Here is a 16,029-nt window from a genome sequence, read left to right as displayed (position 1 = left end):
ATGAATGTATTGACTTCTTCCATTCAGCGCCGACCGGCTCTATGGTTTTACCTGGGATGGTTATTTATCAACCTGGTTCAATCCTTTGGTACCGAATTGTTGCATGATGAAGCCTATTATTGGGTTTATAGTCAATACCCTGCATGGGGATACTTTGATCATCCACCAATGATTGCAATTCTTATAAAACTGGGTTATCTGGTTTTCCCAAATGAGCTGGGCGTTCGATTCTTTATGGCTCTTATGAATACTGCCACTCTTTGGCTGGTCCATCAACTGCTTGTTAAGAAAGACGATGCACTATTTTATGTTATCACGGCAAGCATGGGTGTATTACAAATTGGAGGTATTCTCGCTGTTCCGGATATTCCGCTTACATTTTTTACAGCCTTGTTTTTCTGGCAATACAAACGATTCATTGAAAAGGACAATTGGCTACAGGGCCTGCTTTTGGGTATTGTAATGGCCGGTATGTTGTATAGTAAATATCATGGCATATTAATCATTCTCTTTACTGTACTCAGCAACTTGCGACTGGCATTAAACCCAAGGGCGTGGTTGGCTGTAATTACCGGTGTTGCCTTATTCTATCCACATCTTCACTGGCAATATGTTCATGATTTCCCTTCCGTTTCATATCATTTGAAAGAAAGAAACGCACCGGTATACAGGTTTGCATTTACATTGGAATACGTGGCTGGACAAATTCTGCTAGCCGGACCATTGATTGGTTTTTTCTTATTAAAGGCTGCCAATCAGTACAAAACAATAAATCTATATTCACGTGCACTTCAATGGAGTATGTGGGGATTTTACGGATTTTTTCTGATCAGTACGTTCAAAGGCAGGGTCGAAGCCAACTGGACTGTGCCAGCCCTGGTTCCGGTAATCATATTATCACATGCATGGCTTGCTGATAATCTGAAACAACGCAGCTGGATTTTTAAATTACTGGCCCCGTCTCTGGTTCTGGTGGTGATTGTACGTCTTTATATGTTATCAGATATTTCAGCATTGACCAGAATTTTTAAAGATGAATTGCATGGAAATGCTGCCTGGGCTTCTGCTATAAAAGCTAAATCCAACAATTTACCCGTCGTGTTTTTGAACAGCTATCAACGTCCATCCAAATACTGGTTTTATTCAGGTGATACAAGTTTTGCCATCAATACCACCAATTATCGAAGAAACAATTACAACTTCTGGCCAATTGAAAGAGATTGGCAGGGCAGAACTGTATTACTGGCAGATAATGGTCTCACCTCAATGACCGGCTCCTTTCAAATTGAAACGGTACGCGGACCAATAACAGCCGTTGTTGATAGTAATCTTCAATCGTTTTCACATATACAGTTAACAGTAGTTCAAACACCGGCAGAAGGAAAAAAAGGAGACCTACTTAAATTAACAGTTAAAGTATCAAAAGAATCCATGCCAGCATTTGAGAAAATGCTTACTGGTTTTTCTGAAGAAAATGGAATGATCGCTGACCTTTTTGTAGGCAAATTGATGGTACAAAGATTCAGCCTGAGAGCAGAAAAAGCAGAGCTAAACAATTACCATTTAACCAGCAGAGATTCCATCTCTCTTGAACCGGGTCAATATATTTTAAAACTGGGCATACCAACGTCTATACCAAATCAATATTCACAGAACAGTGCAGCAATGAAGATAGAAATTCGCTGATTATTTTTTTGCAAAGGGTCCAATAATTGCCTTGATTTCATCATCACCGGCCAGGTTATTCATTTGACGCTGAATCACCCAGCCTCTGCTGGTAACATACCTGCTGGCAGGTTGAACCTTGAACTTTTTTGGATTTGGTAAACAGGCTGCAATCCTTGCAGCTTCCGATTTGTTCAGTTTTGCAGCCGGTTTTTTAAAATAGGCTTGTGCAGCTGCTTCAATACCAAATATTCCGGAGCCCATTTCGCTGACATTCAGGTACATTTCAAGGATTCGCTGTTTTCCCCAGATCAATTCAATCATGAATGTGAAATATGTTTCAAGTCCCTTTCTGATCCAGGATCGACCCTGCCATAGAAAAACATTTTTTGCAACCTGCTGGCTGATCGTACTTGCGCCACGCACCCTGTTAGGCTTTTTTTCATTGTACTTCATCGCCTTTTCGATGCTTTTCCAATCGAATCCCGAATGATCCGCAAAAAGCTGATCTTCTGAAGAAATGACAGCCAGCTTTGCATAATAGGACATCTCCTCAAAGTCAACATAGTCACGCTTCAGACCATATCCACCCACCCAATTTGCCAGCTGAGTTATGGTTACAGGAGGGTTAACCCATTTTAAAAGGAGGATATAGAGAAATTGCCCAATCACTAAAATGAGCAGGAGTTTTTTTAGAAATCTTCCTATACGGGGAACTAAACCTTTTGTCTTCACGGAAAAGCCTGAAATTGTTGCGGCTGCAATATAGGGAAAATGATAAGGCTGACTAGTTCGTCATCTTCACGTAAATAATCTTATAGTTTTTTCCGTTTTTTTCCCGGTGTCTATGCAGGCGGTTCAATAACAATCCACCACCTGCCACAGCACCGGCAATTGCCAGAGAGCGTAAATTTTCAGAATCACCGATTGATTCTTTCCGATAGGCTCCATTAATCACATTCAGTACGGCATATCCCACGCCGCCAATCATAAAGATGCTTCCATTTCTCACAAAACCCCAGCTCTGCTTTTTATTATGAAAGATTCGGAATATTTCCTGATAATGAAGACCGAATATTAATGAACCAAGGGTGTCAACTTTTGAAGTACCCAGCTGGGTAATATAACTGACGATCTGCCATTGGCGGACGAAAATGGAATCGTTGCGGACATCTTCAATGGGTCCATTTATCAACTGTCCATTTACATGTTGAAATTCAATGCGGCTGCCTTTAAAGTAGCTAGCCAGGTGGCGGTTATTGGATCTTTTGAGAGAAATGAAATCACCCATCTGCGCCATAACCGAACTGGAGCAACAAGCTATACCGATCAAAAGGAGCAGTCTTCGCATAGGTAATCGTTTCATTCAGACATTTTCCAGGTGAAAAGCAATGCCCCATAGTAAGGCAATACCAAATCCAACCAATATTACACCGGATATTTTATTTACCAGCGAAAGATTGTGTAGGGTTAGTTTTTTTCTGAGTTTTCCTGCCAGTAAAACCTTGAGCGCATCGGCCAGCATATTAAAAAGCATACAGACAGTGAAAATTAGAACCCTGTCGCGGAAGGAATGCGTTACAGCAAATGCCGTTGCATTGATCAGCCAGAAAAGCAGCACACTTGGATTGAGGCTGTTGATCAAAAAGCCAGAACTGAAAATTTTTGCGATATCACGTTTGCGAAAGCGCTGTTCCTCCCCGTTAGCCTGCTGGTTTAACTGTACTTTTTTCAGGAACAGATAAAAAAAACCCATTGCAATCAGGAACAAACTCCCAATATATCCAATCGTTTGTTTGTATTGTAACAAGGCTTTTACCCATTCCGAAAACGCATTACTGAGAATAATCAACAGAATATCGCTTACCCATACCCCTGCAACAAAGCTGAATCCGCCCTCTCTGCCATTATTCAAACTTTGTTTGATGATGGTAAAAATTACAGGTCCGACAGATAAAGCCAGAATACTTCCCAGTGCCAATCCTTTTAGTAATGCGTCAATCATGTGAAAATTCAGAAACGTAAAAATACTCGTTCCTGTTACATTCGGCAGAAACTTTATAAATTCTCTTGCATGATTGAAAACTTTGTATTTGCTTTGTTGTCTGAAGAAATTTACCCAGTTACCTCAGACCGTCCAATAAAACCCTACTTCGAAATTGGCGCTGCTTAGTCGCATATCCGTTGAATACCTCTTCCAATAGCCTTTGCTATTTATTTACCACTCTAAACTAAATGTATGCGACTTTTAAATTTTACAAAAGGCACAATTGCCTTGTTATTGATCAGTTCATTAAGTCTTGTTATTTCATCCTGCCAGAAATCTGCTGATTCAGAAAATGGAACGGAAAGAGCCAATTCACTATCCACGATGGAAGGTGTAGTTGGAACCGCTTCAAACACCGCAAGTGCAGTAACTTTCTGTAAAACCCGTGATTTCTGTCTTTGGGCGGGACAAACCATCAATTCCGGGAAAGTGGTTATTGGAAATGATGACAATAACCTTTACGTGATTATCAATTCTCTGGAAGGGTTCCAGGCGGTTAGTGATAACGTAAAGATCTGGGTGGGCGACAACCTGGTTGATCTGCCAACAACAAATAAAGGCACCCCGATTCCCGGACAGTTTCCATTTAAATTGACGGTGGATCCTTCTTATACCTGGTATACTGTAACAATACCATTCTCTTCAATCAAAACATCCGGCACACTTGATTGCAGCGGTAAAGGACTGTATGTATATGTTCACGTTGATGGTATTGCCAATAAAAAGGGCGAAACAGCCTGGGGCGGAAATTGCCTGGCAGACGGACCCATCAAAACCCAGGGTCGCTGGTACTACAATATGACCTACAGCACCGGTTGTTGCGATGAGTGCACCTGCAAAGACGAGAATTAAGTACCTATTAAATAGTTATTTTTATGGCGATCTGCATTAGCAGATCGCCATTTTTTATGATTCGGGAAACCATTGAAACTGCCATTACCAGGCCCACAAAAAAATACCTTCGCTACCTGGGTATCAAAAACCTGTTTGGCACCGATCGAACCAAGCAGATACTGAAAGTTAACCCAACCATTCTGCCGCATCGGGAAGAGGCAAGGGAAGTGCGAACGTATGTATACGATTACAATCCGCACGCAATGGAGGAGCATGAATTCAGAGCAGTGGAGCCCTGTTTTCAATTTCGTCAGAGCAATCGCATCAGCTGGATCAATATTGATGGCATCCGAAAATCGGATGTTGAGCTGATTTGTGCTCATTATGAAATACATCCCTTACTGATTGAAGACATTCTGAGTATTCAGCAGCGACCCAAAATGGATGAGGTGGAGAATGTATTATTCTGTCTGTTAAACATGCTGTACTTCAATGAAATTAAAGGAACCGTGGAGCAGGAACAGATCAGCATTGTTTTGGGAAAGGATTTTGTCATCAGTTTTCAGGAAGATGCATCCAGGGATGTGTTTAATCCGCTGCGTGATAAACTTCGGCTGAGTAATTCCAAGATCCGCCAACGATCAGCCGATTATCTCTGCTATTCCATGCTGGACATGATCGTGGATAATTATTTTACTGTGATGGAGAAACTGGGTGAGCGAATTGAAGATCTCGAAGAACAGGTAATTGCAAGTACCAATAACCGGGCATTAGCCAGAATCAGTTCCCTTCGTAAAGAATTGATTGTATTGAAAAGAAATATCGCTCCGGTTCGTGATTTATTAAATGGAATTATTCGCAGTGAAAGTGAATTACTGGATGATCGCACCACCAAATATTTCAAAGATGTATATGATCATATCATGCAGGCCTATGATCTATGCGAAAACTACCGCGATGTTATGGTCAACATGCAGGATCTCTATATCAACAATGTAAACCTTCGAATGAATGAAGTGATGAAGGTAATGGCCATTGTGACCTGTTTACTGGCACCGGCCACTGTAATTGGCGGAATATTTGGAATGAACTTCGATCGGATTCCCTATCTGCACGATAAAAATGGATTTTATATCGCGGTTGTTCTTATGCTTATTATTCCAATCTATATGTTGTGGTTATTCCGTAAAAGGGGATGGTTCTAGGAGCTGAGAAATGCCTGCCAGTCCTCCAGCATTTTACCCTTCAAAACTCTGGGAAATTTATGCTGTCCGCCAACTTTTCCTTTGGATGCCATGAATTGCATGAATCGATCTTCTGGTAACACATCCAGAAAAACCTCTTTTAATGCACTTTTTCTTTCCACTGCATAGTCATCATTCAGCTCCATGAGATATTCATCAACTTTTTCACGAAGTAAGTTGGCATCCACTTTATCATCAGACGCTACATACCAGTGATGGGCAAAAAAAGTTCCATGCGGAATACCGGCGACCGTAAATTCCGGAATAGAAACATTCAGCTCTTCCGCTGCTTTTTTTAAAGCGCGGTTCATATTATCAACACTGAGGTGTTCACCAACCAGACTAAGAAAATGTTTGGTTCGACCGGTAATTACAATTTCACCCCTTGCTGCATCGGTAAAACGTACAGTATCACCAATCAGGTAGCGCCAGGCACCTGCAGCGGTACTTAGTAGGATGGCATAATTCTTACCCTCTTCAACTTCATGAATCATAAAGGCTTTATGATTAGGCATCAGATTGCCTTCCACATCAAAGTTCTCATCATCAAAGGGAACAAATTCAAAAAAGATATGGTCATTTATGCTGAGTTTCATTCCCCTGGCAGCCTGACGATCCTGGTAAGCAATGAAACCCTCGGAAGCCAGATAGGTTTCAATATAGGTTAAAGGCTTGGCCAATAATTGTTCAAATCCTTTTTTATAGGGTTCAAAAGAAACACCCCCATGAACAAAAAAGGAAAGATTGGGCCAGATATCATGAATGGTTTTCAGCTTATACCGCTCAATAATTTTTTCCATGCACATCTGGATCCAGGCAGGTACACCCACCACAAAACTGATATCCCAATTGGGCGCTTCTTCTACTATTTCTTCAAGTTTATCATTCCAGTCGGTCATTTTGGCGATCTTCTTTCCCGGTTTATAAAAAGGTGTAAACCAGAAAGGAACTTTTTTCGCAGTTATGCCACTCAGGTCACCTGCATAATAACCCTGACTCTTTTGTAATTGGGTGCTGCCACCCAGCATCAGCCATCCTTTACGCAGGTTGCCAAATGGTATATTATTATAGTGTCGTAGTGAAAACAATTGTTTGATCATCACGATGCGATTCCCTGCCAGTAAATCCTCCGTAATCGGAATGTATTTGCTGGCAGATTCTGACGTGCCGGATGAAAGGGCATAATATTTAATCTTTCCGGGCCAGCAGATATCCTGCTTGCCTTCCAGCGTTTTATGCCACCATTGCTTATAGATTGAATTGTAATCGTGACTTGGAACCAATTGTTGAAACCGCTTGCCCGGATGTTTGCTGAGCATAATTTCATCAAACCGATAATGCTGACCGAACTCAGTGAAGCGGGCTTTCTTCAGCAGCTTTTTCAGCACCTTTAATTGTTGCCTGCGGGGAGAGCTTTCCGGCAGGCGTAAGGCCTTGGCAATCGTCTTTGGTAAAGTAATTTCAATCAGGGCCATTCGGGTGTGTAAGATATTAGGTTGAAAAACAAAAGTACTTATTCCAAAATTATTTCTCCCCTTTCATCCGGATCATCACTTCCAATAATCGCAGTTGCCTCCGGCCATTTAAACCGAATAGTGGTTTTTGGAGGACTTCGTTTCAATTCCAGGAATAATTCTTCGAGAGTATATGGCTGTCCGGGTAAAAAAATAGTCGGCGTATTCGGATCATAATCGGAAAGTTTCCTACATAGAGAAAATGCTGCCAGGGGCTTGGAAATAGCCTTTTTTACAGGGCCGGTTCCTCTGATTTTTTCTCTAACCGTTCTGATTCCGATAGCCAGTTTCACCAGAAGCCGGCTTACCCAGCTGGTTTTTTTACCATATTTATGACGAAAGAGCTGCATTGCTTCATAAAAATGCCGGGCATTTTCTGCTGTACGAACGGTGCTTTCACCCTTAAAATGAAGAATACCGGGATTAGGAAGATAATAATTCTTATGTCCGGCCAGGGTGATGGAATAACTCAGGTCAATATCTTCCCCATACATAAAATACCGCTCATCAAAGCCACCCACATCCAGGTAAAGCTTCCGGGATATAAAAATAAATGCTCCGGCCAGCACATCCACCTCCTGAACCTTTTCTGGAGAAAGATCACCAAGGTAATAATGTGCTATTAGTTTATTCCTCGGAAATAGATGAATTAATCCGCTCAGTTTAAAAAACGCCGTAGTCAAAGTAGGTAAACCCCGTTTTGATTCGGGCAGATAACAAAATCGTCCATCGTACATCCGCATACCCAGGGCCCCCGCATCCGGATGAGAGCGTATGAAATCAAGGGCAGTTTGAATACAGCTTTCCGGCAAAATGGTATCCGGGTTTAAAATCAGGAGATATTCTCCATTTGCAACTCCTGCACCCATATTATTGGCTTTGGAAAAACCCAGATTGTGTTCATTCCAGAAAAAACGGACCTGCGGGAATCGGGCCGGAAGATATGCATGGCTATTATCTGATGAAGCATTATCAACCACAATTATTTCACCTTCCACTCCCTTCATTGCCGCCTGTACGGAGTACAGACAGGATTCGAGGAAATAACACACATTATAGTTCACAATGATCACAGACAACTGCATAGCACGAATTTATTGGTAATTTTTATATCGGCTTTGCGACTTAGCTTTGTCCGATGTTATTGGAAACCCTTATCAAGGCCACCAGGGCCGGAGCAGCTGAGCTGGAGCGATTCTTTAATCAGAAAGATCTGGCCATATCCAACAAGGAAGGTGTTAACAACCTGGTTACAGAAGCAGATCATGCCGCAGAAAAAGCCATAATTGCTGCTATTCAGGACGTTTATCCCGATCATTTCATTTTGAGCGAGGAGTCCGGAGAAATGGCCACCAATTCTCCCTATAAATGGATTATTGATCCGATTGACGGCACCATCAATTTTGCAAATGGAATCCCCATTTGCTGTGTGAGCGTGGGATTGGAAGTAAATGGCGTAATTACGATGGGCGCAGTTTATAATCCCATTATGAATGAATTTTTCCTGGCAGAAAAAGGAAAAGGTGCAACATTAAATGGTAAACCTATCCATGTTAGTGATAAAGCTGAAGTCCTGACCAGTTGCCTGGTAACCGGATTTCCCTATACATTTCTGGATATGCCGAATGGTCCGTTGGAATGCTTTGAACGCTTTATCCGCAGAGGGGTTCCGGTACGCCGACTTGGATCCGCCGCCATCGATCTATGTTGGGTAGCTGCCGGAAGGTTTGATGGCTTTTTTGAACACAAACTCAATGCATGGGACAGTGCTGCAGGATTTTTGATGGTGGAAGAAGCCGGTGGGATTGTAACCGACTTTACGGGTACCTATTATTCTCCTTATCAGCCCTTTATTCTGGCAACCAATGGAAAGATTCATGAAGACATGCTGCTTTGGGTTAACGGTAAAAAAAACTAAGTTGAATGGAAACAAGAACGGATATCTCGAGTTTGGGTGAATTCGGACTGATCGAACACCTCACCAAAAATATTGAGTTTACCAATGCCTCATCGATACTGGGTGTAGGCGATGATGCTGCAGTTATTGATCATTTTGGAAAGCAGACGGTTGTCACCACTGATATGCTGGTGGAAGGAGTGCATTTTGATCTGATGTATACACCACTCAAGCACCTGGGCTATAAGTCGGTAGTGGTGAATCTAAGCGATATCTATGCAATGAATGCAAGCCCCACGCAGATCACTGTAAGCATAGCTATAAGTAACCGGTTCAGTGTGGAAGCATTGGAAGAATTTTACGAAGGTGTATATGCTGCCTGTGAAGCCTATCAGGTAGATCTGATTGGCGGAGATACATCCAGCTCCAAAAGTGGGTTTATAATCAGTGTTACAGCCATTGGGGAAGTGGCACCGGATCAGTTTGTACAACGTTCTACCGCTCAAAAAGGTGATCTGCTCTGTGTTAGTGGCGATTTGGGTGCCGCCTTTCTGGGACTCACTTTATTGGAAAGGGAAAGAAAAATTTATCTGGAAAATCCTCAGATTCAACCGGATCTGGAGAATGAACAATATATCGTAGGGCGACTCTTAAAACCTGAAGCAAGAAAGGATATTACTGCATTTCTTGCTGTAAATGGCATTCGTCCAACAGCCATGATGGATATCAGCGACGGACTCAGTTCTGAAATCCTGCATATCTGCAAAAAAAGCGAACTCGGTTGTGTATTGTATGAAGAGAAAATTCCGATTCATGAAGACAGCCGGCAAGCCGCGTTTAAATTCGGACTTGACCCTACTGCCTGTGCCTTGAGTGGAGGAGAGGATTATGAATTGCTTTTCACCATTCCTCAGTCAGAATATGATAAACTGGTGCTGAATGAACAGATCAGTGTAGTAGGTTATATGACGGAGCCGGAAGCAGGTGCCAATATCATCACCAAAGGGGGCAATAAATTCAAGATTACCGCCCAGGGTTGGAACGCTTTTAAAGAACAATAATCTGAAGGACTTTATCACTTATCCTAATTGTATCGGGAATTCATGCTTACCCATCGTTATCGACTTGTTTTTTTGATCGGACTGGTAATAGCCAGTCTTCAAAGTTGTGTCGTTTCGAAAAAAAGCTGGTCTCCATCAACTCCTTATGCAAAGGAGCAGTTGCAAAAAGATTATCGGTTGTTTAGAAATATTCTTGAAGAATCACACCCTTCTTTATACTGGTACACTGCGAAAGACAGCATGGATTATTATTTTGATTGGGGTTACCGCCAATTGAATGATTCCATGACGGAACCGCAGTTTCGATCCATATTGAGTTATGTTATAGCGAAAATAAAATGTGGTCATACAAGTACGCGTTATTCTCGAAAGTTTCTGCATTTTTTGGATACCGCCCAACTTCCGCAATTTCCCATCTCCATCAAAGTACTGGACCGGGACACGGTGGTATTGAATAATTATATTCAGCGCAGTAATTTGAAATTAGCCCGGGGCACTATTCTGACCAGTTTAAATGGCGCCCCCATTAAGCGGATTGTTGACAGCCTTGTTTTGCATATTCCGCAGGATGGCAATAATGAAAATTACCTGATGCAAACTATTAGTAACAGGGGGGCTTTTGGAGGCTGGCTGAGATTGGTTGCCGGTTATGTTCCGGCTTATCAATTGGGATATCTCGACAGTTTGGGAAGGGAACAACAAACTGTATTTAATCTGGTTGATCCGCCAAAAAAAGATAGTTCAAGGAAACCAATATTACCTGAAATAAGAAGACAGTTAAAGCGTCGTGAACAGCGGGCAAATGAGCTGGACCGGGCAAGATCTCTACAAATTGATACCGGCTTATCGACAGGATATATGACAGTCAATACCTTTAATAACGGGTATCAGTTAAAATCATTTTTTCGTTCGGCGTTTAAAGATTTACGCAGGTTTAATATTCAGCATCTTGTAATTGATATTCGCAGTAATGGTGGTGGAAATGTTGCGCATTCAACTTTACTAACAAAAAAAATCCGAAATACTCCTTTTAAACTGGCAGATTCACTTTATGCTGTTAAAAGAAAGAGCAGGTACGGAAATTATATACGATACAATAGTGTAACAGGTATTTTCATGCGCTTTATTTCAAAGAAAAAAGCAGATGGATTTTATCATTTTGGGTATTTTGAAAGAAAGCAATTCAAACCGGCTTTGCGAGATCGATATAAGGGAAAAGTGTATGTCCTAACCGGACCAAATTCTTTTTCTGCAGCAGCCATATTTGCGCTTACTGTTAAAGGTCAGTCCAATGTTACATTGATCGGAGAAGAGACCGGCGGTGCTGCTTATGGTAATTCTGCCTGGTTTATTCCGGATGTTCGGTTACCCGAAACAGGTATAAGATTCCGATTACCAAAATTTCGATTGGTCATCAATAAAAATGCGGTGAAAGATGGACGGGGAGTGCTTCCGGATATAGAAGTGAAAGCAACCCGTCAATCCGTTATTGAAAACCGCGACCTGAAGGTGGAGACGGTTCGTCAGTTAATTATTCAAAAACGCTGAGTACATCCATACCAGTTTTTCCTGCGCACGGATATAGTCGCTCATCAGCGCATTGGTTCCTTCATCATTAGCGTCTTCGGAAATTTTGAGCAGCTCGCGTTGCAGACCAATTATCGTTTGAAAAGATTGCAAAATGTTTTCTACTGCTTTCATTCCATCCGCCACTTCTTTACTTTCTTTGATAGTGGCCATGGTATGGTAATCTGAATAATTGTGCGCAGGTGAGTAACCAAGTGTAAGAATCCGCTCTGCGATTTCGTCTATTTTCAACAGCAGGTCATTGTACAACTCTTCAAATTTGACATGCAGTTCAAAGAATTTTTCACCACGGATATTCCAATGATAGCCCCTCGTATTTTGATAAAATATAGAGTAGTTTGCCAATAAGGTATTGAGTCGGCCGGAGAGGTCAGCAGCTTTTGCTTCATCCAATCCGATTGCATTTAATTTTGCCATGGTTATATATTTTAAAATGATGGTATCCAAAACCATTCCGGTCTGTAACCGACTGCCAGTTTGCCCCATTCCTTATCAATGCCTAGTACTCTTGCCGGATAAAGGGAGGCCATTCGTAGAGCTTCCACCAACGAAATTTCGGCTTTTTTTACACAAAATTGAACTGCACTTAACATAGTGAGCGCAGACCCGGACAAGGTTCCATCCGGTAATGTGTAATGATCTCCCCGCAACTGGTGCAAATAATTCCCTGTTTGGTTCTCAGTTACGGCATCGGTAATGATGAATAAACGCTCCCCCATCTGATGTTTGGCCATTTTTATAACTGCCGGATCAACATGATAGCCATCCGGCACTATACTGGAAGCTACAGAAGGGTGGGAAAAGATGGCGCCAACAAGTCCGGGTGCCCGGTGTTGCAAGGGCGACATGGCATTGAACAGGTGGGTACAGGTACTGATGCCTCTGTCAAATCCGGTATTGGCTTCCTCAAAACTGGCATTACTATGTCCGGCTGAGAGGATGATTCCTGCTTCCAATAAGTAGTCAATTTGATCCGGCTGGAAGAGTTCCGGGGCGATTGTCATCATTTTTATGATGCCTCGGCCGGGCTCCACCAGTGCTTTAAGGGCTTCCATAGAGGGTTGCTGTATTTTTTCCAATACATGGGCGCCTCTTTTTAATGGGTTGAGAAAGGGTCCTTCAAGGTGCACTCCGTAAACACCACTGCCACCAATTTGCCAGTACTTCTTTACTGCATCAATAGCGGCCAGTGCAATGCTGTTATCATTGGTTGCTACGGTTGGCAGGATCAGGTGAGCGCCGCCCTTCCTTGAATAATCGACTGTTGCCTGGATTGCCTCCACGCTGGGTCGAACTCCAAAAAGTTGTCCATTTCCCCCATATAACTGTACATCAATAAATGCCGGCACCAGGTATCCACCCTGCAGATCCATCCACCCGACCGGTGGCACCCGACCGGTGGCACCCGGCGGGTGGGGGTCGATCTCAGTGATCCTGCCTTCTTCTACCGTGATAGCAACTTGGGTATGCCATTCATCGCCGGTGAAAATAAGGCCATTGGTAAAGTGAAACTGTTGTATTTCAGACATCAGTGGGTTCGTTTAAGATGGTAAAGGCGTCTGCATCTCCAAGAAACGGTAATTGTTGGCGGATTTTATCCAGATTTTCCTTTTCCAGTGTAATGGTAAAAATATCTTCCTGGTGTTCTTTAAGATAGAGGTGGCTGCCAAGTGGATCCAGGATCATCGAATCTCCACTATGATAAATTCCATTTCCGTCTTCGCCAACCCGGTTAACACCCACAACATAAGCCTGGTTTTCAATTGCCCTTGCTGCTAACAGGGTTTTCCATGCCTGGTTTCTGCGCTCCGGCCAGTTGGCCACTGTAATAAGCAGATCATATTCCGCTTGACCCGGCGGGTGGTACCCGACCGGTGGCACCCGACCGGTGGCACCCGGCGGGTGGGAAGGAACTTGTTGGCGGCTCCAGACGGGGAAACGCAGGTCATAGCAAATTTGAAGGAAGATGCGCCAGCCTTTGACCGAAGCAACCAATCGCCGATGGCCGGCACTGAACTGCTTATCCTCACCGGCATAAGCAAAGAGATGTCTTTTATCATACTGACCCACCTGTCCATTGGGTAAAACCCAGAGCAGGCGATTAAAATACTGACCACCCTCTTCAATGAAAACCGAACCTGTCAGAATAATTTTTTTCCGCGCTGCCACCCTTTTCATCCAGTCCAGTGTTGGTCCGTTCATGGGCTCCGCCAATTTTACGGGATTCATTGAAAAACCGGTGGTAAAGGCTTCCGGTAAAATCACCAGCTCCATTTTTTCAGCAACCGCATCCATTTTTTCTTCGAACATCCGGCGGTTAGTTTCCGGATCTTCCCAGTGTAAGGCCGATTGAATAGTGGTAATTGTTAGAGAAGACATGTTCGAAATTAATTCTTTAGTTGCACAGGGAGGGATTCAAACGAATCATATCTGGGATTCCAATCCTTTTAAGGTTTCCTTTATCAGGTCCCATTCGTATCCTTTATATATTAAGTGATCCTGGGTTTTGCGCAGGCGCGATGGTTTATCCTCGTCTTTCAGGCTCTCCCATCGGGTTCGCGCTAATTTTTCGAGGGTAGTAAAATAAACAGAATCCGGGATTTCCTTCATCGCTTTTTTAATACAGTACTCACTAACCTGCCGTTGTTTGAGTTCCATTTTGATCCGGCTCCTGCCCCAGCCTTTCATTCTGAATTTACCACCGGCGAATTGAATGGCAAATCGCTCCTCATTCAGATAATCTTCTTCAATCAGCGTGGAAAGTGCATTGTCCACTTCCTGGCGGTTAAGTCCAAACCCGAATAATTTGGTCTTTACTTCCTGGTGACAGCGTTCCTGATAACCGCAATAATGGCGGGCTTTTTGGAGTGCCTGGTCGGGAGTGAGTCGTTTTCCCTGAATCATGCAGTAAAGTTCCAGTAAAACAGGATGTGGAAAAAACCCATTTTTTTAACATCCCTGCAATTGAAGGGATGAGTTTCACTGAGATCTTACATCTTCAATAGCAGAATGCCCGAATTTCCTTAGTTTCGTCCCTTATAAATCGCAACCGTTTTATGAAGTTCATCGTTAGTTCCTCGGCTTTATTGAAACAGCTCCAACAGATCAGTGGCGTTATCAATGCAAATACTGTTTTACCCATTCTGGAAGATTTCCTTTTTGAGATAGATAAAAACAAATTGAATGTGGTGGCCACCGATCTGGAAACGGTGATGCGGGTTCAGATGGATATTGAGGCCAAGGAAAATGGCAGGGTTTGTATTCCTGCAAAAATTCTGATTGATTCCTTAAAGAATATTCCGGATCAACCATTGACGTTCACCATTGACAAAAATTTCGGAATCGAAATGACCAGCGACAATGGTAAGTACAAGGTGATGGGGGAGAATCCGGATAATTTTCCGAAAGAACCTTCAGCCGATGATACCACTTCATTCGAGATGACCAGCAGTGCCCTGGTTACAGGAATAAACAAAAGCCTCTTTGCCGTTAGCAGCGATGATCTTCGTCCGGCTATGACTGGGGTTTATTTCGAACTGGATAAAAATTTTGTTCAGTTTGTTGCAACGGATGCGCACCGCCTGGTTCGATACAAGCGCACAGATGTTAAATGTCCGAAAAGCGATTCCTTCATCGTGCCCAAAAAGCCCCTGAATATCCTGAAATCGGCCATGCCCGATAATGATGATGTAATTACGGTAAGTTATAATAGCAATCATCTTTTTGTAACCCATGGGAATACCCAGATGAGTTGCCGTTTGATTGATGCGCGCTTTCCCGATTATAAAGTGGTAATCCCGGCTGATAATCCCTACAAAATGATTGTCACCAAGTCTGATTTTCAGGGTGCCCTTCGTCGTGTAAGTGTATTCTCCAATAAAAGTACCAATCAGGTAGTATTGAGTATTTCCGGCAGTGAATTACAATTGGCTGCGCAGGATATTGATTTCAGCTTTGAGGGAAATGAGCGCATGAAATGCCAGTATGATGGAGAAGACCTCGCCATTGCATTTAATGCCCGTTTTTTGATTGAAATGCTGAATGCCGCGGAGAGCGATGAGGTTCGCATGGAATTATCAACTCCTACCAAAGCAGGCATTATCAAACCAATGGAAGCCGACGAAAATGAGGAATTGTTGATGCTGGTGATGCCCTTGATGCTGAATGCCTGATTTCAATT

16 protein-coding genes are annotated in these 16,029 nt (G+C 42.8%); 7 read left to right on the top strand and 9 right to left on the bottom strand.

Going from position 1 to position 16,029, the window contains the following annotated elements; translation table 11 throughout:
* Complete coding sequence (locus B2746_RS20570) at positions 1–1,686, top strand: ArnT family glycosyltransferase (RefSeq protein ID WP_290798412.1); 1,686 nt, start codon at positions 1–3, stop codon at positions 1,684–1,686.
* Here the strand turns inward: B2746_RS20570 and mtgA are convergent, their stop codons facing one another.
* From mtgA to B2746_RS20555, 3 genes are read right to left on the bottom strand one after another with little or no spacing between them, the layout of a single operon-like run.
* Positions 1,687–2,400: a monofunctional biosynthetic peptidoglycan transglycosylase gene (mtgA, locus tag B2746_RS20565; protein ID WP_290798410.1), complete on the bottom strand. Its 714-nt coding sequence runs from the start codon at positions 2,398–2,400 to the stop codon at positions 1,687–1,689.
* A gap of 52 nt (positions 2,401–2,452) precedes the next feature.
* Complete coding sequence (locus B2746_RS20560) at positions 2,453–3,016, bottom strand: hypothetical protein (RefSeq protein ID WP_290798408.1); 564 nt, start codon at positions 3,014–3,016, stop codon at positions 2,453–2,455.
* Between the two features lie 15 nt (positions 3,017–3,031).
* Positions 3,032–3,670 carry a LysE family translocator gene (locus tag B2746_RS20555; protein WP_290798406.1) on the bottom strand — a complete coding sequence of 213 codons (639 nt, stop codon included), beginning with the start codon at positions 3,668–3,670 and terminating at the stop codon, positions 3,032–3,034.
* 234 nt (positions 3,671–3,904) lie between these two features.
* On the opposite strand from B2746_RS20555, the gene B2746_RS20550 reads away from it, so the two are divergent.
* The gene (locus tag B2746_RS20550; protein WP_290798404.1) at positions 3,905–4,564 is read left to right on the top strand and encodes a hypothetical protein; all 660 of its coding nucleotides are present in this window, start codon (positions 3,905–3,907) and stop codon (positions 4,562–4,564) included.
* Positions 4,565–4,587: 23 nt separating this feature from the next.
* A complete protein-coding gene (corA, locus tag B2746_RS20545; RefSeq protein WP_290798402.1) occupies positions 4,588–5,751 on the top strand; it encodes a magnesium/cobalt transporter CorA in 1,164 nt (387 codons plus the stop codon).
* Here corA and B2746_RS20540 read toward each other — a convergent pair.
* Both B2746_RS20540 and B2746_RS20535 read right to left on the bottom strand, forming a co-directional pair.
* Complete coding sequence (locus B2746_RS20540; RefSeq protein ID WP_290798399.1) at positions 5,748–7,265, bottom strand: GH3 family domain-containing protein; 1,518 nt, start codon at positions 7,263–7,265, stop codon at positions 5,748–5,750. The genes corA and B2746_RS20540 overlap by 4 nt on opposite strands.
* A gap of 38 nt (positions 7,266–7,303) precedes the next feature.
* On the bottom strand, positions 7,304–8,389 hold the full coding sequence (locus tag B2746_RS20535) for a glycosyltransferase family 2 protein (protein WP_290798396.1): 1,086 nt from the start codon (positions 8,387–8,389) through the stop codon (positions 7,304–7,306).
* Positions 8,390–8,442: 53 nt separating this feature from the next.
* On the opposite strand from B2746_RS20535, the gene B2746_RS20530 reads away from it, so the two are divergent.
* Genes B2746_RS20530 through B2746_RS20520 form a run of 3 tightly spaced genes read left to right on the top strand, consistent with a single transcriptional unit; the run spans position 8,443 to position 11,810 of the window.
* Positions 8,443–9,222 (top strand): inositol monophosphatase family protein, encoded by a 780-nt coding sequence (locus B2746_RS20530; RefSeq protein WP_290798393.1) that lies wholly within the window; start codon positions 8,443–8,445, stop codon positions 9,220–9,222.
* 5 nt (positions 9,223–9,227) lie between these two features.
* A complete protein-coding gene (thiL, locus tag B2746_RS20525) occupies positions 9,228–10,262 on the top strand; it encodes a thiamine-phosphate kinase (RefSeq protein ID WP_290798390.1) in 1,035 nt (344 codons plus the stop codon).
* A gap of 42 nt (positions 10,263–10,304) precedes the next feature.
* On the top strand, positions 10,305–11,810 hold the full coding sequence (locus tag B2746_RS20520) for a S41 family peptidase (protein ID WP_290798387.1): 1,506 nt from the start codon (positions 10,305–10,307) through the stop codon (positions 11,808–11,810).
* Here B2746_RS20520 and B2746_RS20515 read toward each other — a convergent pair.
* Genes B2746_RS20515 through B2746_RS20500 form a run of 4 tightly spaced genes read right to left on the bottom strand, consistent with a single transcriptional unit; the run spans position 11,790 to position 14,753 of the window.
* Positions 11,790–12,266, bottom strand: a complete 477-nt coding sequence (locus B2746_RS20515) for a Dps family protein (RefSeq protein WP_290798384.1) — start codon at positions 12,264–12,266, stop codon at positions 11,790–11,792. The genes B2746_RS20520 and B2746_RS20515 overlap by 21 nt on opposite strands.
* A gap of 11 nt (positions 12,267–12,277) precedes the next feature.
* Positions 12,278–13,378 (bottom strand): N-acetylglucosamine-6-phosphate deacetylase, encoded by a 1,101-nt coding sequence (nagA, locus tag B2746_RS20510; RefSeq protein ID WP_290798381.1) that lies wholly within the window; start codon positions 13,376–13,378, stop codon positions 12,278–12,280.
* Positions 13,371–14,228: a nitrilase family protein gene (locus B2746_RS20505; RefSeq protein WP_290798379.1), complete on the bottom strand. Its 858-nt coding sequence runs from the start codon at positions 14,226–14,228 to the stop codon at positions 13,371–13,373. The genes nagA and B2746_RS20505 overlap by 8 nt, the downstream gene beginning before the upstream one ends.
* 45 nt (positions 14,229–14,273) lie before the next feature.
* On the bottom strand, positions 14,274–14,753 hold the full coding sequence (locus B2746_RS20500) for a regulatory protein RecX (protein ID WP_290798377.1): 480 nt from the start codon (positions 14,751–14,753) through the stop codon (positions 14,274–14,276).
* A gap of 152 nt (positions 14,754–14,905) precedes the next feature.
* On the opposite strand from B2746_RS20500, the gene dnaN reads away from it, so the two are divergent.
* The gene (gene dnaN / locus B2746_RS20495) at positions 14,906–16,021 is read left to right on the top strand and encodes a DNA polymerase III subunit beta (protein ID WP_290798374.1); all 1,116 of its coding nucleotides are present in this window, start codon (positions 14,906–14,908) and stop codon (positions 16,019–16,021) included.
* Positions 16,022–16,029: the final 8 nt, after the last annotated feature.

Source organism: Flavihumibacter sp. UBA7668, assembly GCF_002483205.1.
Classification (GTDB): Bacteria; Bacteroidota; Bacteroidia; order Chitinophagales; family Chitinophagaceae; genus Flavihumibacter.
The sequence above is the reverse complement of the archived record's forward strand: the minus strand, read 5'-3'. Positions and strand labels throughout refer to the sequence as shown.